The organism is Streptomyces tubbatahanensis (assembly GCF_022699385.1).
Lineage (GTDB): Bacteria > Actinomycetota > Actinomycetes > Streptomycetales > Streptomycetaceae > Streptomyces > Streptomyces diacarni.
This window is the reverse complement of record NZ_CP093846.1, coordinates 5,558,223-5,580,795: the sequence shown is the minus strand read 5'-3', so window position 1 is coordinate 5,580,795 and position 22,573 is coordinate 5,558,223. Positions and strand designations below refer to the sequence as shown.

Here is a 22,573-nt window from a genome sequence, read left to right as displayed (position 1 = left end):
ATCACTGCGGAGGATTGCCGTGCTTGCGCGACGGCAGGTCGGCGTGCTTGCTGCGCAGCATCGCGAGGGACCGGATGAGCACCTCGCGGGTCTCGGCCGGGTCGATGACGTCGTCCACCAGGCCGCGCTCCGCGGCGTAGTAGGGGTGCATCAGCTCGGCCTTGTACTCCTTGACCATCCGGGCGCGCATGGCCTCGGGGTCGTCGGCGGCGGCGATCTGGCGGCGGAAGACCACGTTGGCCGCGCCCTCCGCGCCCATCACCGCGATCTCGTTGGTCGGCCAGGCGAAGGTCAGGTCGGCGCCCACGGACTGGCTGTCCATGACGATGTAGGCGCCGCCGTAGGCCTTGCGCAGGACGACGGAGATGCGGGGCACGGTCGCGTTGCAGTACGCGTACAGCAGCTTGGCGCCGTGCCGGATGATGCCGCCGTGCTCCTGGTCGACGCCCGGGAGGAAGCCGGGGACGTCCAGCAGCGTGAGGATCGGGATGTTGAAGGCGTCGCACATCTGCACGAAGCGGGCGGCCTTCTCGCTGGCCTCGATGTCCAGCACCCCGGCCAGCGACTGCGGCTGGTTGGCGACGATGCCGACGACCTCGCCGTCCATCCGCCCCAGAGCGCAGATGATGTTGGTCGCCCAGCGCTCGTGCACCTCCAGGAACTCCCCGTCGTCGACGAGCTCCTCGATGACCTTGCGCATGTCGTAGGGCCGGTTGCCGTCGGCGGGCACCAGGTCCAGCAGCGCGTCGCCGCGCCGCTCGGCCGGGTCGTCGGTGGGCTCGGAGGGCGGGTTCTCGCGGTTGTTCTGCGGCAGCAGGGAGAGGAGGTAGCGGACCTCCTCCAGGCAGCTCTCCTCGTCGTCGTAGGCGAAGTGCGCCACGCCGGAGGTCGCCGCGTGCACGTCCGCGCCGCCGAGTCCGTCCTGGGAGACCTGGGCGCCGGTCACCGCCTGGACCACGTCGGGCCCGGTGATGAACATCTGCGAGGTGTCGCGGACCATGAAGACGAAGTCGGTCAGCGCGGGGCTGTAGGCGGCGCCGCCCGCACACGGGCCGAGCATCACGCTGATCTGCGGGATGACGCCCGAGGCCCTGGTGTTGCGCTGGAAGATGCCGCCGTACCCGGCGAGCGCGGCGACGCCCTCCTGGATACGGGCGCCCGCGCCGTCGTTGAGGGAGACCAGCGGCGCGCCCGCCGCGATGGCCTTGTCCATCAGCTTGTGGATCTTGGTGGCGTGGGCCTCGCCCAGCGCGCCCCCGAAGATCCGGAAGTCGTGTGCGTACACGAACACCGTGCGGCCGTGGACGGTGCCCCAGCCGGTGATCACGCCGTCGGTGTACGGCTTCTTCTCCTCCAGTCCGAAGCCGGTGGCCCGGTGCCGGCGCAGCGGCTCGATCTCGCGGAAGGTGCCCTCGTCCAGCAGCAGGTCGATGCGCTCGCGGGCGGTCAGCTTGCCCTTGGCGTGCTGGGCCTGGGTCGCCTTCTCGCTGGGACCCTGGAACACCTGTGCACGGATCGCGTGCAACTCGGCGACACGCCCGCGCGTGTCCTGCGCCGGGGCTGTGCCGGGCGCGGCCTCCTCGGTCCGTGGCGACGGCTGGGACAGATCGGTCATGTATAGACCCTACGAAACCGTGGGCCTCGCCGCCGTCGTCAGATTCGTACAGTCTCCGCGCCCGATTCATGGCAGCGCTGGACAGAACCCGCGCGGGGACACGGGACCAAGCAGGGGATCCTCACATCAGCGGTCCCGGTTGCTGTGGGGATTCCACAGCAACCGGGACCGTGCGGGGATCGCGTGCCTCCGCTTGTCGTGCGGGCGGCCGGCCGCAGGTCAGGCCGTCGCACCCCTGGCCTCCGGTGCTCCCCCGGCCCCCTCCGACTCCCTGGCCTCCCCGTTTCCGGACCTCTCCCCCGCCGCGGCGATCTCCCCCGCCGCGGGCGGTTCAGCCGCCGGGCGGGCCGGCTCCCCGGTCGTCACCGCGGTGAAGACCGCGGCCGTGACGGCGGCCGAGAGCAGGAAGCTGAGGTCGAATCCGCCCAAGTGCCCGACGAGCGGCCCGGTGTAGACGGGCGTGTCGACGGCCAGCAGGCCGACGCCCGAACCGATGGCCCAGGCCGCGGTGGCCCGCGCGTTCCATCCCGCCGTGTACCAGTACCGGCCGCCGACCGAACGCCGGTTGAGGACCTGGAGCGCCTCGGCGTCGTAGTTTCCGCGGCAGCGCGCGTGCCCGATCAGCACGATCACGGCCCACGGGGTGCCGACGGCGGTCAGCAGCAGGACGAACGCCGTCATCGCGTCCTGCGCGTCCCACACGAAGTGGCCGAGGTAGACCAGGACGGTGGCCAGCGCCGCGACGCCGTAGGTGGCGCGGGTGCGGGTGGTGCGCGGGACGATGGCGTCCAGGTCCAGGCCCATCGAGTAGAGCATCAGCCCCGCGTTGCCGACCGAGCCGAGCGAGGCGGCCAGCAGCAGCGGGACGAGGAACCAGAACGGTGCCTGCTGGACGAGGGGGCCCGCGTAGTCACGCGCCGCGTCGACGGCGACCGCGGTGAAGGTGCCGAACAGCTGCGGGATGAGCAGCCCGGCGACGAGTCCGCCGCAGGTGGTCAGGTAGACCCGGCGTGCGGAGTGACGGGTGGGCGACATGTAGCGGGTGTAGTCGCCCAGCAGGGTGATGAAGGCCATCGGGCCGCTGAGCCCGGCCGCGACGACGGCCAGCAACCAGGTGGGGAGGAAGTCGCCCAGCAGGTAGCTCGTGCCCGTGGGGGCCTGGGTGGTGAACTGCGGCGCGTACGCGGCAAGGCCGACGACCAGCAGCGCGGTCATGCCGATGGCCAGGACGCGGCTGAGCCGCAGCAGCAGCCGGTAGCCGTAGACGGCGCACACAGCGGTGCACACGGCTAGCACCGCGTAGACGAGCGCGTAGGAGGCGGCCGAGTCCGGCAGCCCGAACAGCCGGGCGAGCGAGCCGACCATCGCGTCGCCGCCGACCCACAGGGTCAGTGCGGTGTAGCCGAGCGAGAGCAGCAGGCCGAGGGCCGAGCCGAGCAGCCTGCCCCGTACGCCGAACTGGGCGCCGCTGCTGGTGGAGAGGTTGGTCGCGGTACGCAGGGAGACCAGTGCGAGCGGGGCGACCAGCAGCGTCCCGATGAGGGTGCCCAGCACCATCGCCGAGGCGGAGGCCCAGAAGCCGAGGCCGAAGGAGACCGGCAGCCACCCGAAGACGACGACGCCGAGGGCCAGGTTCGAGCCGATGAGGAAGCTGACGATGTCGCGCGGCCGGCTCGTGCGCTCGGCTTCGGGGATGACGTCGACGCCGTGCTGCTCGATCTGCATGGTGCTCCCTGAGGGTCGGGCACTTGTTTGAGCAGCGCTCAATCTGAGGCATGCATCGCACTCGGGTCAATGGGTTGAGCAGAGACTTGACTATTTGACCGTTGCTCTAAATGCTGGAGCGCCATGGCCACCCGCACCACGGGGCGGCACACACGACGAGGCGGAAGGTGGAACGCGCGTGCGGCTGGGGCCGACCGAGAGGGACCGCCTGCTGATCTTCGGCACCGCCGAACTGGCACGGGCCAGGCGGGCCAGAGGGCTCAGGCTCAACGTGCCCGAGGCGACGGCGTTGATCGCCGACACCGTCTGCGAGGCGGCCCGCGACGGGCGCAGGCTCGCCGAGGCGATCGCGGCGGGACAGTCCGTCCTCGCCCCCGGCGACGTACTGCCCGGGGTGGCCGACGTCCTGACCGAGATCCAGGTCGAGGCCGTCTTCGACGACGGATCCCGGCTCGCGGTCGTCCCCCACCCCCTCGGCGCCCCCGCCACGCACGAGGGCCCGGGCGCGGTGCTGCCCGCGGGACCCGCGGAGGGCACCGACGCGGCGTACTCCCCCACGCCGCCCGAGGTGACGCTGACCGTGCGCAACACCGCCGACGTGCCGGTCAGCGTCACCTCCCACTTCCACTTCTTCGAGGCCAACCCGCGCCTCGACTTCGACCGCGCCGCCGCCTACGGCATGCGTCTCGCGGTGCCGGCCGGATCCTCCGTCCGCTTCGACCCCGGCGGCGTCAACGAGGTCGGGCTCCTCCCGCTGGGCGGCGACCGCGTGGCGATCGGCTTCGCCGGACTGGTGGACGGCCCACTGGACGCGCCCGGCGCGCGCGAGGAGGCGCTGCGCCGCGCCGCGGCCTGCGGCTACCTGGGCGCCGCGCCCGGCCCCGGTCCGCTGAACGCCGCACCCGAGTCCGGCCCCCCGCACCCCGAGGAGGACCAAGCATGAGCGTGGACCCACGCGAGTACGCGGCGGTGCACGGACCCCGCGCCGGTGACCGGGTGCGGTTGGGCGACACCGGGCTCGTCGTCCGCGTCGCATCCGACTCCCAGCGCCCCGGCGACGAGTTCCTGGCCGGGTTCGGCAAGACGGCACGCGACGGACTCCACCTCAAGGCGGCCGCCGTCCGCGAGACGTGCGACGTGGTCATCAGCAACGTGCTGGTCATCGACGCGGTGCAGGGCATCCGCAAGGTGTCCATCGGCATCCGCGAGGGCCGCATCCACGCGATCGGCCGCGCCGGCAACCCCGACACGGTCGACGGGGTGGACGTCGTGGTCGGCACCGGCACCTCGATCGTCTCCGGCGAGGGCCTCATCGCCACCGCGGGCGCCGTGGACACCCACGTCCACCTGCTCTCGCCGCGCATCATGGAGGCCTCGCTGTCCTCCGGCACCACCACGATCATCGGCCAGGAGTTCGGCCCGGTGTGGGGCGTGGGCGTCAACTCGCCGTGGGCGCTGGGGCACGCGTTCTCCGCGTTCGACGCCTGGCCGGTCAACATCGGCTTCCTGGGCCGCGGCTCCTCCTCCCACCCCGCTCCCCTGGTCGAGGCGCTGGCCGAGGGCGGCGCCTGCGGCTTCAAGGTGCACGAGGACATGGGAGCGCACCACCGCGCGCTGGACACCGCGCTGCGGGTGGCCGAGGAGCACGACGTCCAGGTCGCGCTGCACAGCGACGGGCTGAACGAGGCTCTGGCCGTCGAGGACACCCTCGCGGTGCTGGAGGGGCGGACCATCCACGCCTTCCACATCGAGGGCTGCGGCGGCGGCCACGTCCCCAACGTGCTGCGGATGGCGGGCGTGCCGAACGTCATCGGCTCCTCCACCAACCCCACGCTGCCCTTCGGCCGGGACGCGGTCGCCGAGCACTACGGCATGATCGTCTCCGTCCACGACCTGAAGACCGACCTGCCGGGCGATGCCGCCATGGCCCGCGACCGCATCCGCGCGGGCACCATGGGCGCCGAGGACGTGCTGCACGACCTGGGGGCCATCGGCATCACCTCCTCCGACGCGCAGGGCATGGGCCGTGCGGGCGAGACGGTGCGGCGCACCTTCCAGATGGCGGCCAAGCTCAAGGCCGAGCTGGGCGACCTCGACGGCGCCGCGTCGGTCACCGGAGCCGGAGACGACAACGCGCGCGTCCTGCGCTACATCGCCAAGCTCACCCTCAACCCGGCCCTCGCGCACGGCCTCGCGCACGAGATCGGCTCCATCGAGCCGGGCAAGATGGCGGACATCGTGCTGTGGCACCCCGCCTACTTCGGCGCCAAGCCGCAGATGGTGCTCAAGTCCGGCTTCCCCGCCTGGGGGGTGACAGGAGACCCCAACGCGGCGACCGACACCAGCGAGCCGCTGGTACTGGGCCCGCTGTTCGGCGGTCACGGGGCAGCACCGGCCGAGCTGTCCGTGGCGTTCGTCTCCCGCGCCGCCGCCGAACACGGCGGCGACACGCTGCCGACCCGGCGCCGCCGGGTCGCCGTCCGCGGCACCCGGGGCATCGGCCCCGCCGACCTGGTGCACAACACGCGGCTGGGCGCGGTGGACGTGGACCAGCGGACCGGACTGGTCACCCTGGACGGCGAGCCGCTGCGTTCCGAACCCGCCCAGAGCGTCTCTCTCAACCGCCTCTACTTCCTCTGAGCCCCCGTCCCCTCTCCCGCCTTCTCCCCCCTCCCCCGCCTTCCCCCTTCTCCGTCTCCTTCGAGCACTGCAAGGAACGCCCTTCCATGAGCACCGCAACGCCCGCCGCCCCCTTCATGCCTCCCGAGTGGGCGCCGCACGAACGCACCTGGATGGCCTGGCCGGCGCACAACCCCACCTTCGAGGACGCCACGAAGCTGGCCGAGGCCCGCAGCGCGTGGGCGCGGGTGGCCCGCGCCGTCCGCCGCTTCGAGCCGGTCACCGTGGTGGCCGACCCGCGGGACGTGGCCGGGGCGCGCGAGCAGCTCGGCTCGGGCATCGAGGTCGTCGCGCAGCCACTGGACGACGCGTGGATGCGCGACATCGGCCCCACCTTCGTCACCGAGGGCGGCCGGCTGGCGGCCGTCGACTGGACGTTCAACGGCTGGGGCGCCCAGGAGTGGGCGCGCTGGGACAAGGACAAGCTGGTCGGCGGGTTCGTCGCCGAGCAGGCGGGGGTGCCCGTCCGCTCCTCACCGCTGGTCAACGAGGGCGGCGGCCTCCATGTGGACGGCGAGGGCACGGTGCTGCTCACCGAGACGGTACAGCTGGGCGCCGAGCGCAACCCCGGCTGGACGCACGAGGAGGTGGAGGCCGAGGTGCACGCGCGGCTCGGCACGGCCAAGGCCCTCTGGCTGCCGCGCGGGCTGACCGCCGACTACGGCACGTACGGCACCCGCGGCCACGTCGACCTGGTGGCCGCGTTCGCCGCGCCCGGCGTCGTCGTCGCCCACACCCAGCCGGACCCGGCGCACCCCGACCACGACCTGTGCAAGGAGACGGTGAAGCTGCTGCGCGCCGCCACCGACGCGCGCGGCCGCGAGCTGGAGGTGGTCGAACTTCCCGCGCCGACGGTCACCCACACCGAGGACGGGGAACCGGTCGACTACTCCTACGTCAACCACTACCTGTGCAACGGCGGCGTGGTGCTGTGCGGCTTCGGCGACCCGCGCGACGAACACGCGGCGGGGATCTTCCGCCGCCTCTTCCCGCAGCGGACGGTCACGCTGGTGGACGCCAGGACCGTTTTCGCCGCCGGGGGCGGTATCCACTGCCTCACCCAGCAGCAGCCCCGTCCGTGAGCCGGATAGGCTGACCGGCCGGATTGCCACGCGTGGACGGCGGAGGGATACGGCGGTGGTCGTGCGGACCGGGACGAAGCAGCCCAGAGGCGGCCGCCGCGCGGCGCAGCCCCGCGAACAGGTGCTGGCCACCGCCATGGAGATGATCGCCGAACGCGGTCTCGACCGGCTCACCATGGCCGCGCTCGGGCGCGAGGTCGGCATGAGCAGCGGCCATCTCGTCTACTACTTCAAGACCAAGGACGAGCTGCTGCTCCAGACCCTCCAGTGGAGCGAGGAACAGCTGGGGGCCGAGCGCCGCGCCGCCCTCGCCCGCCGGGTGCCTGCCAGGGAGCGGCTGGACGCGCTGGTCGAGCTCTATCTGCCGCACGGCCACCGCGACCCGCACTGGGCGCTGTGGCTGGAGGTGTGGAACCGCTCGCAGCTGGCCGACGACGAGGCGCGCTCACGCCAGCTGGAGCTGGAGCTGAGCTGGCACCGCGACCTGGTGGCGCTGCTGGTGGAGGGCGCGGCCGCGGGCGAGTTCGCCGCCGTCGACGCCGACCGGTTCGCCACCCGCACCCGCGCCCTGCTCGACGGGTTCGGCAGCCACCTGGTGGTGGGGCTGCCCGGCGTGGAGCGGGAGGGGGTACTGGGCCATGTACGCGACCACTTCGACCAGGCCCTCACCCCGCCCTCCCGCACCCCCTGACCCGGCGCCCTCCCCGGGGCGGGGAGGCGGCGGGGCGCCCCGCCGCCGGGCTTCAGTCGCGCGCCTCGACCCCGGCGCGCAGCAGGCCGTAGGTGTAACCGTCGTCCAGCGCGTCCCACGAGGCGGCGATCACGTTGTCCCCCACCCCCACGGTCGTCCACTCCGTACTGCCGTCGCTCATGGACAGCAGCACCCGCGTGGTGGACGAGGTGCCGTGGGTTCCCTCCAGGATGCGCACCTTGTAGTCGACCAGGTTGAGCCGCGCGAGTTGCGGGTGGATGCGCTCCAGGCCGGCTCGCAGCGCCCGGTCCAGCGCGTCGACGGGCCCGTTGCCCTCGCCGGTGACGACGATGCGCTCCCCCTTGGCCCACAGCTTCACCGTCGCCTCGTTGACCTGCTCGCCGTCGGGCCGCTGCTCGACGATGGTCCGCCAGGACTCCGCGCGGAAGAAGCGGGGTGCGGCACCCGCGGCGCCGCCGTGCACCTCGTCGCGGAGCAGCAGTTCGAACGAGGCGTCGGCGGCCTCGTAGGTGTAGCCCTTGAGCTCCTGCTCCTTGACGCGCTCGACGACCCGGCCGACCAGCTCACGGTCGCCGCCCAGGTCGTAGCCCAGCTCCTTGCCCTTGAGCTCGACGGAGGCGCGGCCCGCCATGTCGGAGACCAGCATCCGCATGGTGTTGCCGACCAGTTCGGGGGCGATGTGCTGGTAGAGGTCGGGGTCCACCTTGATCGCGGAGGCGTGCAGGCCGCCCTTGTGCGCGAAAGCGGAGGTGCCCACGTAGGGCTGGTGCGTGGAGGGGGTGAGGTTGACGACCTCGGCGATGGCGTGCGAGATCCGCGTGGTCTCGGCCAGCGCGCCCTCGGGCAGCACACGCTTGCCGTACTTGAGTTCCAGCGCGGCGACGACGGGGAAGAGGTTGGCGTTGCCGACCCGCTCACCGTAGCCGTTGGCGGTGCACTGGACGTGGGTGGCGCCGCCGTCCACGGCCGCCAGGGTGTTGGCGACGGCGCAGCCGGTGTCGTCCTGCGCGTGGATGCCCAGCCGCGCGCCGGTGTCGGCGGCGACGGTGCGCACGACGGCCTGGATGCGGGCGGGGATCATGCCGCCGTTGGTGTCGCACAGCACCACCACGTCGGCGCCCGCCTGGTGCGCGGTCCGTACGACCTGTTTCGCGTAGTCCGGATTGGCCTGGTAGCCGTCGAAGAAGTGCTCGCAGTCGACGAAGACGCGGCGGCCCTTCTCGCGCAGGTGACCGACCGTGTCGGCGATCATCGACAGGTTCTCTTCCAGGGTGGTGCGCAGCGCCAGCTCGACGTGCCGATCGTGCGCCTTGGCCACCAGCGTGACCACCGGGGCCCCCGAGTCGAGCAGCCCTGTGACCTGCGGGTCGATCTGCGCGGGCACGCCCGCTCTGCGCGTGGACCCGAACGCGACGAGCTGCGCGTTGCCGAAGTCGATCTCCTGCGGGGCGCGGGCGAAGAACTCGGTGTCGCGCGGGTTGGCGCCGGGCCAGCCTCCCTCGATGAAGCCGACGCCGTACTCGTCCAGGTGGCGGGCGATGGTCAGCTTGTCGGCGACGGTCAGGTTGATGCCCTCGCGCTGCGCTCCGTCACGCAGGGTGGTGTCGAAGACGTGGAAGCTGTCGTCCGGGGTCCGGAGTGTCATGGCTGGTGGCTCCTGGAAGGGTTCAGTGGTTGCGGAAGGAAGCGCTCCACTTGCCCCCATCATCCCTCGCGGCGTCCGCCCCCGGCCGGGTGGGCCGGAAAACGAAAAAACCTCTCGCGGGTGCGAGAGGTCTGCGCGCGGGTCTGGGGCACGGTGGCCGCCGCCGTGCGGTGATTCCACGGCAGTCGGTCACTGCGGACCGGCGCGCCTGCTGCCAATAATCATGACGAACGAGGGCACGGGGGCAGTGTGGCACACCACCACCCCGGCACCCTCACCCGTCTCACGATACGGAAAGCGGTCCGCCACCCACCGTCACGGACCACCGTGGACCGTGCCGGTCCCGCGGCCCGCTCACACCGTGCCGGTCCCGCGGCGCGCGCTCACACCTCCCGCAGCCCCTGGTTGCCCACCTCGGTGACGAAGGAGGCGGCCGTGGTGATCGGCGCGCCCGGCTTCGTCACGGCGGTGACGGTACGGAAGTCGGCCCGGCCCTGGTGCCTGTCCAGCCGCACCGTCACATAGCCGCGGCGGCCGTTGTAGAACTTCATGTGCGGGTTGGCGCCCCGGTAGGCGTCCCAGTTGCCGGGCTTGTCCTCACCGTCCTTGCCGCTGGTGATGGAGGTGGCGACGATCTCGGTACCCAGGGTGCGCGAGTCCTGGTCCCCGAAGTCGTGCTTGATGTCGTACGCGTAGCCCTTGTGGACGTCCCCGGTGAGCACCATCAGGTTCTCGATCCCCGCCGACTCCGCACCCGCCAGCAGCCGTGCGCGGGAGGCCGGATAGCCGTCCCAGGCGTCCATGCTGACCTTGTACTCGGGGGTGTCGTCGGTGCGGCGCTCGGAGAAGGTCACCTGCTGCGGCACCACGTTCCACAGGGTGTCCGAGGCCCGCCACCCGTCAATCAGCCAGCGCTCCTGAGCGGCGCCGGTCATCGTGCGGGACGGGTCCTCGGACTCGGGGCCAGGGCGCTGGGCGCCGTCGCCGTAGGCCTGGTCGGAGCGGTACTGACGGGTGTCCAGGATGTCGAACTGGGCCAGCTTGCCGAAGCGCAGCCTGCGGTAGAGCCGCATGTCGGGCCCGTCGGGCTTCTGCGGGCGGCGCAGCGGCTGGTTCTCCCAGTACGCGCGGTAGGCGGCGGCCCGGCGCACCAGGAAGTCCTCCGAGGACCCACCATCCTCCGGCACGTTGTCCGCGTAGTTGTTCTCCGTCTCGTGGTCGTCCCAGGTCACGAGGAAGGGGTGGGCGGCGTGGGCGGCGCGCAGGTCCGGGTCGCTCTTGTAGAGGGCGTACCGCAGCCGGTAGTCCTCCAGCGTGACCATCTCGCGGTCGAAGACGGCCGGCAGCGTGCGGTCGGTGTACCGGCGGGCGCCACCGTGCGCGTCGACCGCGTACTCGTACAGGTAGTCGCCCAGGTGGAAGACCAGGTCGACGTCCTCTTCGGCGAGGTGGCGGTGGGCGGTGTAGTAGCCGTCGTGGTACGCCTGGCAGGAGACGGCGGCCAGCCGCAGCTCGTTGAGGTCGGCGCCCGCGGCGGGTGCGGTGCGGGTGCGGCCGACGGGGCTGGTCCACTTGCCGGCGCGGAAGCGGTAGTAGTACACGCGGTCCGCGTCCAGGCCCTCGGCCTCCACGTGCACGGTGTGGTTCAGCTCGGGGTGCGCGGTGGCGCTGCCGCGCCGGGCGACGCGGCGGAAGCGGCGGTCGTGGGCGATCTCCCACTGGACGGCGACGCGGGCCCTGGGAAGTCCGCCGCCGCTCTCGTAGGGCTCGGGCGCCAGCCGGGTCCACAGCACGACGGATCCCGGCAGCGGATCGCCGGAGGCGACGCCCAGCGTGAAGGGTTCGGCCTTCACCGCAGACCTGGCGTCGGCCTCCGCGGCCCGGGCGCTGCCCGGCAGGTTCGTGGCGAAGGCGAGCGCCGCGGCGGCCGAGGTAACGGTCAGGAAGCGGCGGCGGCCCAGTGCCGCCGCCGCCCTTCTTGTCTCCTGCTGACTTGCCTGCTCCTGCTGGGACACCTGAAGGTGCGGCATCGTGGATCGCGGCCTTCCGGGAGACGGACGATGACACCCCTCATCCCAGCGCCGCGGGGAGACCCGGCGGCCACGGACGTCCTACCGCTGCATGTCAGGTACATGTACACGCAGTCGGTTCCGGACTTACCGCGACACGTCCCGCGATGCCCCCGTGCCGTGCCCGGCAATGCCCCGCTCAGGAGCCCAGCGTGTGCATCCAGCCGTGCGCGTCCTCGGCGTGGCCCGTCTGGACCGCCAGCAGCGCCTCGCGGAGCCTCAGCGTGATCTCCCCCGCCGTACCGTCGCCGACCTTCCACTCGTCCCGCGACGACTTCACCTCGCCCACCGGGGTGATCACGGCCGCCGTACCGCACGCGAACACCTCCGTGAGGGAGCCGTCCGCGTTGCCCGCACGCCACTCGTCGGTCGTGATCCGCGCCTCGCCCGTCTCGTAGCCCATGTCGGCCGCGATCCTCAGCAGCGAGTCACGGGTGATCCCGGGCAGCAGCGTCCCCGTCAGCGCCGGAGTGACGATCCGCGCGTCGGCACCCGAGCCGTAGACGAAGTAGAGGTTCATGCCGCCCATCTCCTCGATGTGCCGGCGCTCCACCGCGTCGAGCCAGACGACCTGGTCGCAGCCGTGCTCGGCCGCCTCCGCCTGAGCGACCAGCGAGGCGGCGTAGTTGCCCGCGCACTTGGCCTCACCCGTGCCGCCCGGCGCCGCACGCACGTACTCCTCGGACAGCCACACCGACACCGGCTCGACCCCACCGGGGAAGTACGACCCCGCCGGGGAGGCGATCACCATGAACGTGTACTGGCTCGCCGGCTTGACCCCGAGCCCCACCTCGCTCGCGAACATGAAAGGGCGCAGGTACAGCGAGGCCTCGCCCTCACTCGGCACCCACGCCTTGTCCTGTCCCACCAGCAGGTCGCACGCCTCGATGAACGTCTCCACCGGCAGCTCGGGCATCGCCAGACGCCGGGCGCTGCGCTGGAAACGGCGGGCGTTGGCGTCCGGGCGGAAGACCTTCACCGAGCCGTCGGGCTGCCGGTACGCCTTGAGCCCCTCGAAGATCGACTGCGCGTAGTGCAGCGTCATGTTCGCCGGGTCGAGCTGGAGAGGCGCGTACGGCTCCAGCCGCGCGTCGTGCCAGCCCCGGCCCTCGGTCCACTGGATGGTGACCATGTGGTCGGTGAAGTACCGCCCGAACCCGGGGTTCGCCAGCACGGCCTCCCGCTCGGCGTCAGCGACCGGCTGCGCCGCGGGCTTGCGGTCGAAATCGATACGGGGCGTCGTCATGTCCGCGTCCTTCGCTCGTACGTTTGCGGACCTGCCCCGGCGGCCCGGGAGAGCGTGGCCGCTCTCCCGGTCACTCCCCTGGCTGCGGCGCGTACTGCTCGGACGTCCGAGTCCTCCCTCATGGGGCGGTCCCTCACCCCCGATTATCGCGCGGGGGTCAACCTTTTCCGGACGCGGGTACGAGCCGCCGCACGGCGTGTGACAGCCACCACGTCCGCACCCGGGCGGGGCGCTCGGCGAGAGCCCGCACACAGCGAAGACCGCCGTCGCCCGGCGCGGGACGACGGCGGTCTTCAGCAGACGCTTTCCGCGGCGTCAGCCGGCCACGCGGGCGGCCAGCGCCTCGCCGATCTCGTCCGTGGTGCGGGCCGTCTCGCCCCGCTCCGCCAGGTCCGCGGTGACCGCCTCGTCGACCCGGGCGGCCTCCGCCTCGAAGCCCAGGTGGCGCAGCAGCAGCGCGACGGAGAGCACGGTGGCCGTCGGGTCGGCCTTGCCGGAGCCCGCGATGTCCGGCGCGGAGCCGTGCACCGGCTCGAACATCGAGGGGAACTCGCGGGTCGGGTTGATGTTCCCGGACGCCGCCAGACCGATGCCGCCGCTCACGGCCGCGGCCAGGTCGGTGATGATGTCGCCGAACAGGTTGTCGGTGACGATCACGTCGAACCGCGCCGGGTCCGTGACCAGGAAGATCGTGGCCGCGTCCACGTGCAGGTAGTCGGTGCTCACCTCGGGGAACTCCCGGCCGACCCGGTCGAAGGTGTCCTTCCACAGGTGGCCCGCGTGCACCAGCACGTTGTTCTTGTGCACCAGCGTCAGCTTCCTCGCCGGACGGGCCTGGGCCCGCGCGTACGCGTCGCGCACGACTCGCTCCACGCCGTACGCGGTGTTGACGCTCACCTCGTTGGCGACCTCGTGCGGGGTCCCCTTGCGGATCGTGCCGCCGTTGCCGACGTACGGGCCCTCGGTGCCCTCGCGGACGACGACGAAGTCGATCTCCGGACGGCCCGCCAGCGGCGAGGAGGTGTTCGGGAACAGCTTCGAGGGGCGCAGGTTGACGAAGTGGTCGAAGGCGAAGCGCAGCTTCAGCAGCAGGCCGCGCTCCAGCACGCCCGAGGGCACACCCGGGTCGCCGATGGCGCCCAGCAGGATCGCGTCGTGGCCCTTGAGCTTCTCCAGCTCGGCGTCGGTGAGGGTCTCGCCCGTCGCGTGCCAGCGTTTGGCGCCGAGATCGTACTCGTGCGTCTCCAGTTTCACGTCCTGCGGGAGGACGGCGGTGAGGACCTTGAGGCCCTGGGCGACGACCTCCGGGCCGATTCCGTCGCCGGAAATCACTGCGAGGTCGATGGTGCGGTCCGTGTGGGAGGCCGTTCCTGAAGACATGCGGCGGAGCCTACTCGTTGTCCCATGCGCTGACACGGGGTTGTCCGTATGGCGGACCTTTTGTGCGCTGAGTACCCCATGTGGGGGCTCCTAGGGGGGCGGAGCCCCCGTAGCGGGGGGCCGTTGGGGGGCGGAGCCGCCCCAACGCCTGGCCGGCGAGGCCCGGGGGTTTGGGTGGGGGTCCCCCCGGACGGAGTCTGGGGGAGGAGCCCCCACCACGGCCGAGGGCACCCTCACGAAAGAAGGGGAAGACCATGGGGGGAGCCACCATGCCCCCACGGGCATGATCAGCGGCGGTCGAAGGCTCGTTGCAAGGCCTTCGCCGCGTTGCGGCGGTCCTCCTCGCGGAGCTGTGCGGCCACTCGCGAGCGGCGGAGGCGGGAGGCGGGGACGTGGTCGGCTGTGGGCGTGGCCATGGGGAACAACTCCTTCTGCGCGGTGCGAGGAGAGATCTGCCGGAACAGCCAAAGGTGCGGGGACCGCCGGTGCGGCAGGGGTCACCTGCCGGAGGCACGGGCGTCGCATCCGCGAGATGCTCGGTCGAGCGGAACGATCGGCTTCCTACAAAGATAGGAGCCGGAAGCCGTGTTGTCTCGCCAATTAGTTGGGCTTCCTACTATCTGAGACGAGAGCCACACCTTTTCGGCCACGCACCGGAGGCCCGGCCCTTGCGGGCCGGGCCTCCTTCGCACAGGGGCGGGGGCGTCAGCCCATGTGCGGGTAGCGGTAGTCGGTCGGCGCCACCTGGGTCTCCTTGATGGCGCGCGGCGAGGACCAGCGGATGAGGTTGAACTTGGAGCCGGCCTTGTCGTTGGTGCCGGACGCCCGCGCACCGCCGAACGGCTGCTGGCCCACGATGGATCCGGTGGGCCGGTCGTTGAGGTAGAAGTTGCCGGCGGCGAACCGCAGCTTCTCGGACGCGGCGGCGAGGACGGCCCGGTCCTTGGCGAGGACGGCGCCGGTCAGGGCGTACGCGGAGGCCGACTCCATCTGCTCCAGCATCGTCTCCCAAGCTCCCTCGGTCTCGTCCTCGTAGACGTGGACGGCGATGACCGGGCCGAAGTACTCGGTCTTGAAGACCTCGTTCTCGGGGTCGGAGCAGGCGATGACGGTGGGCGTGACGAAGTAGCCGACGCTGTCGTCGTAGGTGCCGCCGACGACGATCTCGCAGGCCGGGTCGGCCTTGGCACGGTCGATGGCGGCCTTGTTCTTGGCGAAGGCGCGGTCGTCGATGACGGCGCCGACGAAGTTGGACAGGTCCGTCACGTCGCCCATGGCCAGGCCCCGGACCTCGGTGGCCAGCTCGTCCTTGAAGCCGTTCTCCCAGATGGAGCGGGGCAGGTAGGCGCGGGAGGCGGCGGAGCACTTCTGGCCCTGGTACTCGAAGGCGCCGCGGGTGATGGCGGTCTTGAGCACGGCCTGGTCGGCGGAGGAGTGGGCGACGATGAAGTCCTTGCCGCCGGTCTCACCGACGATGCGCGGGTAGGACTTGTAGGTCGCGATGTTCTCGCCGACGCTCTTCCACAGGTGCTGGAAGGTGGCGGTCGAGCCGGTGAAGTGGATGCCGGCCAGGTCCGGGTGCGGGATGGCGACCTCGGAGACGTCCTTGCCGTCGCCGGTCACCAGGTTGATGACGCCCTTGGGCAGCCCGGCCTCCTCCAGCAGCTCCATCAGGAGCACGGCGGCGTGGGTCTGGGTCGGCGAGGGCTTCCAGACGACGACGTTGCCCATCAGCGCGGGCGCGGTGGGCAGGTTGCCGGCGATGGCGGTGAAGTTGAACGGCGTGATCGCGTAGACGAAGCCCTCCAGCGGGCGGTGGTCCATGCGGTTCCAGATGCCGTTCGGCTGGATCAGCGGCTGCTCGGTGATCAGCTCACGCGCGAAGTGCACGTTGAAGCGCCAGAAGTCGACGAGCTCACAGGGGGCGTCGATCTCGGCCTGCTGGGCGGTCTTGGACTGGCCCAGCATGGTGGAGGCGGCGATCGTCTCGCGCCACGGCCCGGAGAGCAGCTCGGCGGCCTTGAGGATGATCGCCGCGCGGTCGTCGAAGGACATCGCGCGCCAGGCCGGCGCCGCGGCGAGGGCGGCGTCGATGGCGTCCTGCGCGTCCTGGCGGGTGGCGGTGGCGTAGGTGCCCAGCACCTTGCGGTGGTTGTGCGGCTGTACGACGTCGACGCGCTCACCGCCGCCCATGCGCTTGACGCCGTTGATCGTCATCGGCAGCTCGCGGGGGTTGTCGGCCAGCTCCTTGAGCTTGGCCTCCAGGCGTGCACGCTCGGGGCTGCCGGGCGCGTAGCCGTGCACCGGCTCGTTGTACGGGGCGGGGACCTGGGTCACAGCGTCCACGGTTGCTCCTTGTGATCGGGGGATTCGGGCATCGTGTGGGTGGGGTCCTTCAGGCCTCAGGCGGTGCGGGCGTCACCGTCTCAGCCCCGGCTGACGAGGGACCTGAGGAAGAAGCCCATGTTGGCGGGGCGCTCCGCGAGGCGGCGCATGAAGTAGCCGTACCAGTCCGTGCCGTAGGGGACGTAGACGCGCATGCCGTGGCCCTGCGCGACCAGCCGCTCCTGCTCGGCCTCGCGGATGCCGTACAGCATCTGGAACTCGTACTCGTCCTTCTTCCGACCGTAACGCTCGGCGAGGTTCTGGGCGATGGCCACCATGCGGGGGTCGTGGGAGCCGACCATCGGGTGGCCCTTGCCCGCCATGAGGATCTTCAGGCAGCGCACGTACGCCTTGTCGACCTCGCCCTTGTTCTGGAAGGCGACGTCGGCGGGCTCCTTGTAGGCGCCCTTGACGAGGCGGACGCGGGAGCCCTCACCGGCCAGCGCGTGGCAGTCGTCCTCGGTGCGGAAGAGGTAGGACTGGACGACGGCCCCGGTGCGGGGGAAGCGCTCGCGCAGCTGTCCGAGGATCGCCAGCGTGGAGTCGACCGTGGTGTGGTCCTCCATGTCGAGGGTGACGGTCGTGCCGGCGGCCGTGGCGGCCTCCACGACCGGCAGCACGTTGCGCTGCGCCAGGTCGTGTCCGCCCGGCAGCGCCTGCCCGAAGGCGGAGAGCTTGACCGACATCTCGGCGTGCTCGGCCAGCCCGGCACCGGCCAGCGCGTCGGTCAGCGCGAGATAGGCGTCGCGGTTGCGGAGGGCTTCCGAGCGGTCGGTGATGTCCTCGCCGAGGTGGTCGACGGTGACCTGCATGCCGCGCCCGGTGAGCGAGGTGACGTTGGTCAGGCACTGCTCCAGCTGCTCGCCCGCCACGAACCGGTCCACCATCGGGCGGGTGACCGGAGCGGCCGAGACGAGGCGGCGGATGCTGTCGCTGCGCGCGGCGGCGAGGAGCACGGGTCCCAGCACGGGGCACCTCCACGGATTGTTCTTGTGGGCGGCTCGGCGGCGCGGGCTGGGGGCGGTGCCGCACGGCGGTACCGGACAGCGGGTGCGCTGAGCCACCTCGAAGGTAAGGAGCGCGGCCGGGCGCGGACCATCGACAGCTGTCACGTGTCCGTGGACCGGATCTCATACAGATGTATGAGAATGGTCGGTGGAGCGCGACGACGGCGTGCGGCGCGGAAAGCGGACGAGTGGCACGGAGGCCGGACGGGCATGCGGGAGGACTACCAGGCGCTGATCGACGAGGTCTCCCAGCTGCTGGGCACCCCCGCCACCCTGGAGGCCCGTGACTTCTCGCTGATCGCCTTCGGCGCGCACGAGAGCGGCGACGAGGAGGGCCAGGGCCACGAACTGGCGCTGGACGCGGTGCGCACCCGCACGATCCTGCAACGCAGGTCGGCGCCCGCCGTGCGCGCCTTCTTCGAGAACTACGGCATCACCCGCGCCACAGGCCCCGTCCGCATCCCTCCCGACCCGGCCGCCGGGGTGGTGCACGGCCGGATCTGCCTGCCCGTGCGGGACCGGGGCGTGGTGTACGGCTACATCTGGCTCCTCGACGACGGCGCGCTCGACCTGGCCGACCCCCGGCTGACCGCCGCGATGACGGTCGCAGAACGCACCGGCGCCCAGCTCGCCGCGCACTTCCGCGCGGAGGAGCGGACCGGGGAGCTGCTCAGCGCGGCCCTCGCCGAGCGGGGCGGCGGCGCCCGGGACGAAGCGGTCGCCGGGCTGGCCGCCGCACTGGGAGACGCCGCGTCCGGCCCGCTCGCCGTGGTGGCCGTCCTCCCCTGGGAGCAGGACGAGGACCCCGGCGCGTCCGGCCAGTCCCCCCTCACGGGCGCACTCCCCCGGCTCGCGGCGCAGTGCGTACGCGACGGTGCGCTGGCCGCGCTCGTACGGCTGCGCACCCCGCACGGGCTGGACGCGGCCCGCGCGGCGGCCGGCCGGCTGCTGCGGTCGGCAGGTCCTCCGGTGGCGGGTGACGGCGGTGGCCCCACCGCGGGGCTGAGTACGCCGCGCACCGGGCTGACAGGACTGCCCACCGCCTGGCGCGAGGCACGGGCCGCCGCGCGGGCCGCCGCGGCCGAACCCCCCGAGGACGCGATCGCCGCATGGGACACCCTCGGTCCCTACCGCCTGCTGACGGGCCTCGCCCAGGCCGGGCCCGTGCCCGACCCCGTCGTCCGCGACCTGCTGCGCCCCGTCCACCACGAACTCGCCCGCACCGCCGAGGTCTTCCTCGACTGCGCGGGCCAGGCGGGCCGCTCCGCGGCCGCCCTCGGCATCCACCGCCAGACGCTCTACTACCGCCTCACCCGGGTGGAACGCCTGACGGGCCTCGACCTGGACGAGGGCGAGGACCGCCTCCTCCTCCACATGGCCCTGAAGGCGGCCCGGCTGTGAGGCTGCCCCGCCCGGCCGCCGCTGGACACACGCGAGCGGGCCGGTGACCGCGCACCGGCCCGCTCGGGCCCGCTTACCGGTCGCCGCCTCGCGGCGGCGGCCGGGGTGTCACTCCGCCAGGTCGACCGCCCGGGCGTGGGTGGCGCCGATTTCGTCGGCGATCTCTGTGAGCACGGGGCCTGCGATGGTGTCGTCCACCGTCAGGGCGACCAGGGCCTCACCGCCCTCCTCCGCGCGGGAGACCTGCATGCCGGCGATGTTGATGCCCGCCTCGCCGAGGATGCGGCCGACCGTGCCGACGACGCCGGGGCGGTCGCCGTAGCGGAAGAACGCCATGTGGTCGGCGACGGCCAGGTCCACGCCGTGCTCGTTGATGGCGACGATCTTCTGGAGGTGCTTGGGGCCCGCCAGGGTGCCGGAGGCCGAGACCTCCTCGCCGCCCGCCAGGGTGCCGCGCACGACGACCACGTTGCGGTGCTCGGCCGACTCGCTGGAGGTGGTCAGCCGCACCTCCACGCCCCGCTCCTGCGCGAACAGCGGCGCGTTGACGTAGGAGACCGTCTCGTCCACGACGTCCTCGAACACGCCCTTGAGCGCGGACAGTTCGAGCACCTTCACATCGTGCTGGGTGATCTCGCCGTACACCTCGACATCCAGCCGCACGGCGACCTCGCCGGCCAGCGCGGTGAAGATCCGGCCCAGCTTCTCGGCCAGCGGCAGCGCCGGGCGCACGTCCTCGGCGATGACGCCGCCCTGCACGTTGACCGCGTCGGGCACCAGCTCGCCCGCCAAGGCCAGTCGCACCGACTTGGCGACCGCGATGCCCGCCTTCTCCTGCGCCTCGCCCGTGGAGGCACCCAGGTGCGGGGTGCACACCACCTGGTCGAAGGCGAACAGCGGCGAGTCGGTGCACGGCTCGGAGGCGTACACGTCCAGCCCCGCGCCCGCGACCCGGCCCTCCTTGAGGGCGGCCGCCAGCGCCTCCTCGTCGACGATGCCGCCGCGTGCCGCGTTGACCAGGCGCACGTCCGGCTTCACCTTGTGCAGCGCCTCGTGGCCGATCAGCCCCACCGTCTCGGGGGTCTTGGGCAGGTGGACGGTGATGAAGTCGGCGACCTCCAGCAGCTCGTCCAGGGACAGCAGCTTCACGCCCATCTGCGCGGCCCGCGCCGGCTGCACGAACGGGTCGTAGGCCACCACCTTCATCCCGAACGCCGACATGCGCTGCGCCACCAGCACGCCGATGCGGCCGAGGCCGACCACGCCGAGCGTCTTCTCGCTCAGCTCCACACCGGTGTACTTGCTGCGCTTCCACTCGCCGCCCTTGAGCGCGGCGGTGGCCTGCGGGATGTTGCGGGCCGTCGCGATGAGCAGCCCGCAGGCCAGCTCGGCGGCGGTGACGATGTTGGAGGTCGGCGCGTTGACGACCATCACGCCCGCCTTGGTGGCGGCGGGCACGTCCACGTTGTCCAGCCCGACGCCGGCGCGGGCGACGACCTTCAGCTTGCTCGCCGCGGCGACGGCCTCGGCGTCGATCTTCGTGGCGGAACGGACGAGGACGGCGTCCACATCGGCGAGGGCGGGCAGCAGTTCGTCCCGGTTGGCGCCGTCACACTGGCGGATCTCGAAATCCGGGCCCAGCGCGTCGACGGTGGCGGGGGAGAGCTCTTCGGCGATGAGTACTACGGGCTTGCTCACGTGGTCTCCAAGTCCTGGACAGCGCGGGTCCCTGCGGGGCGGGAGGGCAGACGCACGACGCTGTGAGCCTGTGTGCCCCGCAGTCTATCGAGGGCCCCACCCTCGATGTGGGCGATCCGTGCACCCCACACCGAGGGTGCGGGCGCCCTCCCCGGGGCCGGGGAGGGCGCCCGCGACCAGGTGTGCCGGGCCCGCGAACGGAGGAAGAAGGGGCTCTTACTTGTCCTCGTCGACCCAGCTCATCAGAGAGCGCAGCTTCTCGCCCGTGGTGGCCAGGAGGCTGTCCTCGTCGGCCTTCTTGTACTCGTTGTACTTGGGCAGGCCCGCGTTGTACTCGGCCATCCAGTTGTTGGCGAAGGTGCCGTCCTGGATCTCGCCGAGGATCTTCTTCATCTCGGCGCGCGTCTGGTCGTTGATGATGCGCGGGCCTGAGACGTAGTCGCCCCACTCGGCGGTCTCGGAGACCGACCAGCGCATCTTCTCCAGGCCGCCCTCGTACATGAGGTCCACGATCAGCTTCAGCTCGTGGAGGCACTCGAAGTAGGCGATCTCCGGCTGGTAGCCGGCCTCGACCAGGGTGTCGAAGCCCGCCTTGACCAGGGAGGCGGTGCCGCCGCAGAGCACGGCCTGCTCGCCGAACAGGTCGGTCTCGGCCTCCTCGGTGAAGGTCGTCTTGATGACGCCGGCGCGGGTGCCGCCGATGGCCTTGGCGTAGGAGAGGGCCAGCGCGAAGGCGTTTCCGCTCGCGTCCTGCTCGACGGCCGCGATGCACGGCACGCCACGGCCCTCCTCGTACTGGCGGCGCACCAGGTGGCCCGGGCCCTTGGGGGCGACCATGCACACGTCGACGGAGGCCGGGGGCTTGATGAAGTCGTAGCGGATGTTCAGCCCGTGGCCGAAGAAGAGGGCGTCGCCGTCCTTGAGGTGGGGGGCGATGGACTCCTCGTAGACCTTGGCCTGGATCGGGTCGGGAACCAGGATCATGATGACGTCCGCTTCCTGGACCGCCTCGGCGGGCGCCGTCACGCGCAGGCCCTGCTCCTCGGCCTTGGCGCGGGACTTCGAGCCCTCGTGCAGGCCGACCCGGACGTCGACGCCCGAGTCGCGCAGCGACAGCGCGTGGGCGTGGCCCTGGCTGCCGTATCCGAGGACCGCGACCTTGCGGTTCTGGATGATGGACAGGTCGGCGTCGTCGTCGTAGAACAGCTCGGCCACGGGATGTTTCTCCTTGTGCTCAGTCTTGGTGTGGTGCCCAACCTACGCGGCCGGGCGGTGGTGCCCGTCCCAACCCCGCCGCAACGGCGTGCGGCCACGGCGGGGAGGGTCCGGCGGGATGACCGATCGCGGTTGTCGCCGCGCTCGGTCATGCGAAGCGCTCAGGCGGAAGCCCTCAGGCGGAGCGCTCCAGCGCGCGCAGGCTCCGGTCGGTGATGGAGCGGGCGCCGCGCCCTATGGCGATGGTTCCGGACTGCACCAGTTCCTTGATGCCGTACGGCTCCAGCATCTTCAGCATCGCCTCCAGCTTGTCGGCGCTGCCGGTGGCCTCGACGGTGACGGCCTCGGGTGAGACGTCGACGGTCTTGGCGCGGAAGAGCTGGACGATCTCCACGATCTGGGAGCGGGTGTCGTTGTCGGCGCGGACCTTCACCAGGACGAGTTCGCGCTGAACGGCGGACGAGGGCTCCAGCTCGACGATCTTGAGAACGTTGACCAGCTTGTTGAGCTGCTTGGTGACCTGCTCCAGCGGCAGGTCCTCGACGTTCACCACGATGGTGATGCGCGAGATGTCGGGGTGCTCGGTGACGCCGACCGCGAGCGAGTCGATGTTGAAGCCGCGGCGGGAGAAGAGCGAGGCGATCCTGGCCAGGATGCCGGGGGTGTTCTCCACCAGCACGGAGAGCGTGTGCTTGGACATCGGTGTCATGCCTT

17 protein-coding genes are annotated in these 22,573 nt (G+C 71.8%); 5 read left to right on the top strand and 12 right to left on the bottom strand.

Features of this window, described 5'->3' with window-relative positions; translation table 11 throughout:
• Position 1: 1 nt before the first annotated feature.
• Together MMF93_RS24140 and MMF93_RS24135 are read right to left on the bottom strand one after the other, a co-directional pair.
• The gene (locus tag MMF93_RS24140; protein ID WP_242754730.1) at positions 2–1,615 is read right to left on the bottom strand and encodes an acyl-CoA carboxylase subunit beta; all 1,614 of its coding nucleotides are present in this window, start codon (positions 1,613–1,615) and stop codon (positions 2–4) included.
• A 219-nt stretch (positions 1,616–1,834) separates the two neighbouring features.
• Positions 1,835–3,340 carry a cytosine permease gene (locus MMF93_RS24135; RefSeq protein ID WP_242754729.1) on the bottom strand — a complete coding sequence of 502 codons (1,506 nt, stop codon included), beginning with the start codon at positions 3,338–3,340 and terminating at the stop codon, positions 1,835–1,837.
• A gap of 178 nt (positions 3,341–3,518) precedes the next feature.
• On the opposite strand from MMF93_RS24135, the gene ureA reads away from it, so the two are divergent.
• From ureA to MMF93_RS24115, 4 genes are all read left to right on the top strand, one after another.
• Positions 3,519–4,283 carry an urease subunit gamma gene (gene ureA, locus MMF93_RS24130; protein ID WP_242754728.1) on the top strand — a complete coding sequence of 255 codons (765 nt, stop codon included), beginning with the start codon at positions 3,519–3,521 and terminating at the stop codon, positions 4,281–4,283.
• Entirely contained in the window at positions 4,280–5,980 is a 1,701-nt protein-coding gene (locus MMF93_RS24125; RefSeq protein ID WP_242754726.1) for an urease subunit alpha, read from the top strand. The genes ureA and MMF93_RS24125 overlap by 4 nt, the downstream gene beginning before the upstream one ends.
• Before the next feature lie 86 nt (positions 5,981–6,066).
• Complete coding sequence (locus MMF93_RS24120; protein WP_242754724.1) at positions 6,067–7,101, top strand: agmatine deiminase family protein; 1,035 nt, start codon at positions 6,067–6,069, stop codon at positions 7,099–7,101.
• Positions 7,102–7,237: 136 nt separating this feature from the next.
• On the top strand, positions 7,238–7,792 hold the full coding sequence (locus MMF93_RS24115) for a TetR/AcrR family transcriptional regulator (RefSeq protein ID WP_242757742.1): 555 nt from the start codon (positions 7,238–7,240) through the stop codon (positions 7,790–7,792).
• Between the two features lie 52 nt (positions 7,793–7,844).
• Here the strand turns inward: MMF93_RS24115 and cimA are convergent, their stop codons facing one another.
• The 7 genes from cimA to MMF93_RS24085 form a co-directional block, all read right to left on the bottom strand.
• Positions 7,845–9,458: a citramalate synthase gene (cimA, locus tag MMF93_RS24110; protein ID WP_242754722.1), complete on the bottom strand. Its 1,614-nt coding sequence runs from the start codon at positions 9,456–9,458 to the stop codon at positions 7,845–7,847.
• 383 nt (positions 9,459–9,841) lie between these two features.
• On the bottom strand, positions 9,842–11,488 hold the full coding sequence (locus MMF93_RS24105; RefSeq protein ID WP_242754721.1) for an alkaline phosphatase D family protein: 1,647 nt from the start codon (positions 11,486–11,488) through the stop codon (positions 9,842–9,844).
• Positions 11,489–11,666: 178 nt separating this feature from the next.
• Positions 11,667–12,773 (bottom strand): branched-chain amino acid aminotransferase, encoded by a 1,107-nt coding sequence (locus MMF93_RS24100; protein ID WP_242754719.1) that lies wholly within the window; start codon positions 12,771–12,773, stop codon positions 11,667–11,669.
• A 315-nt stretch (positions 12,774–13,088) separates the two neighbouring features.
• Complete coding sequence (locus tag MMF93_RS24095) at positions 13,089–14,153, bottom strand: 3-isopropylmalate dehydrogenase (protein WP_242754717.1); 1,065 nt, start codon at positions 14,151–14,153, stop codon at positions 13,089–13,091.
• A 287-nt stretch (positions 14,154–14,440) separates the two neighbouring features.
• Positions 14,441–14,569: a hypothetical protein gene (locus MMF93_RS33420; protein ID WP_274709501.1), complete on the bottom strand. Its 129-nt coding sequence runs from the start codon at positions 14,567–14,569 to the stop codon at positions 14,441–14,443.
• Positions 14,570–14,858: 289 nt separating this feature from the next.
• Positions 14,859–16,499 carry an L-glutamate gamma-semialdehyde dehydrogenase gene (gene pruA, locus MMF93_RS24090; protein ID WP_242754715.1) on the bottom strand — a complete coding sequence of 547 codons (1,641 nt, stop codon included), beginning with the start codon at positions 16,497–16,499 and terminating at the stop codon, positions 14,859–14,861.
• An 80-nt stretch (positions 16,500–16,579) separates the two neighbouring features.
• Positions 16,580–17,506 carry a proline dehydrogenase family protein gene (locus tag MMF93_RS24085; RefSeq protein WP_242754714.1) on the bottom strand — a complete coding sequence of 309 codons (927 nt, stop codon included), beginning with the start codon at positions 17,504–17,506 and terminating at the stop codon, positions 16,580–16,582.
• Positions 17,507–17,755: 249 nt separating this feature from the next.
• Here MMF93_RS24085 and MMF93_RS24080 point away from each other — a divergent pair, with 249 nt between their 5' ends.
• Positions 17,756–18,946 (top strand): PucR family transcriptional regulator, encoded by a 1,191-nt coding sequence (locus MMF93_RS24080; protein ID WP_242754713.1) that lies wholly within the window; start codon positions 17,756–17,758, stop codon positions 18,944–18,946.
• A 108-nt stretch (positions 18,947–19,054) separates the two neighbouring features.
• On the opposite strand, the gene serA is transcribed toward MMF93_RS24080, so the two are convergent.
• The 3 genes from serA to ilvN all read right to left on the bottom strand — a co-directional run bounded on the left by serA (position 19,055) and on the right by ilvN (position 22,559).
• Positions 19,055–20,644: a phosphoglycerate dehydrogenase gene (serA, locus tag MMF93_RS24075; RefSeq protein ID WP_114015961.1), complete on the bottom strand. Its 1,590-nt coding sequence runs from the start codon at positions 20,642–20,644 to the stop codon at positions 19,055–19,057.
• A 216-nt stretch (positions 20,645–20,860) separates the two neighbouring features.
• Positions 20,861–21,859: a ketol-acid reductoisomerase gene (ilvC, locus tag MMF93_RS24070; RefSeq protein WP_242754712.1), complete on the bottom strand. Its 999-nt coding sequence runs from the start codon at positions 21,857–21,859 to the stop codon at positions 20,861–20,863.
• A 175-nt stretch (positions 21,860–22,034) separates the two neighbouring features.
• A complete protein-coding gene (gene ilvN / locus MMF93_RS24065; RefSeq protein ID WP_027735462.1) occupies positions 22,035–22,559 on the bottom strand; it encodes an acetolactate synthase small subunit in 525 nt (174 codons plus the stop codon).
• Positions 22,560–22,573 lie beyond the last annotated feature (14 nt).

Coding starts and splice junctions, on each gene's coding strand:
- MMF93_RS24140 (WP_242754730.1), bottom strand. CDS start 1,615: ATGACCGATCTGTCCCAGCCGTCGCCACGGACCGAGGAGGCCGCGCCC.
- MMF93_RS24135 (WP_242754729.1), bottom strand. CDS start 3,340: ATGCAGATCGAGCAGCACGGCGTCGACGTCATCCCCGAAGCCGAGCGC.
- MMF93_RS24125 (WP_242754726.1), top strand. CDS start 4,280: ATGAGCGTGGACCCACGCGAGTACGCGGCGGTGCACGGACCCCGCGCC.
- MMF93_RS24120 (WP_242754724.1), top strand. CDS start 6,067: ATGAGCACCGCAACGCCCGCCGCCCCCTTCATGCCTCCCGAGTGGGCG.
- MMF93_RS24115 (WP_242757742.1), top strand. CDS start 7,238: ATGGAGATGATCGCCGAACGCGGTCTCGACCGGCTCACCATGGCCGCG.
- cimA (WP_242754722.1), bottom strand. CDS start 9,458: ATGACACTCCGGACCCCGGACGACAGCTTCCACGTCTTCGACACCACC.
- MMF93_RS24105 (WP_242754721.1), bottom strand. CDS start 11,488: ATGCCGCACCTTCAGGTGTCCCAGCAGGAGCAGGCAAGTCAGCAGGAG.
- MMF93_RS24100 (WP_242754719.1), bottom strand. CDS start 12,773: ATGACGACGCCCCGTATCGATTTCGACCGCAAGCCCGCGGCGCAGCCG.
- MMF93_RS24095 (WP_242754717.1), bottom strand. CDS start 14,153: ATGTCTTCAGGAACGGCCTCCCACACGGACCGCACCATCGACCTCGCA.
- MMF93_RS33420 (WP_274709501.1), bottom strand. CDS start 14,569: ATGGCCACGCCCACAGCCGACCACGTCCCCGCCTCCCGCCTCCGCCGC.
- MMF93_RS24080 (WP_242754713.1), top strand. CDS start 17,756: ATGCGGGAGGACTACCAGGCGCTGATCGACGAGGTCTCCCAGCTGCTG.
- ilvN (WP_027735462.1), bottom strand. CDS start 22,559: ATGTCCAAGCACACGCTCTCCGTGCTGGTGGAGAACACCCCCGGCATC.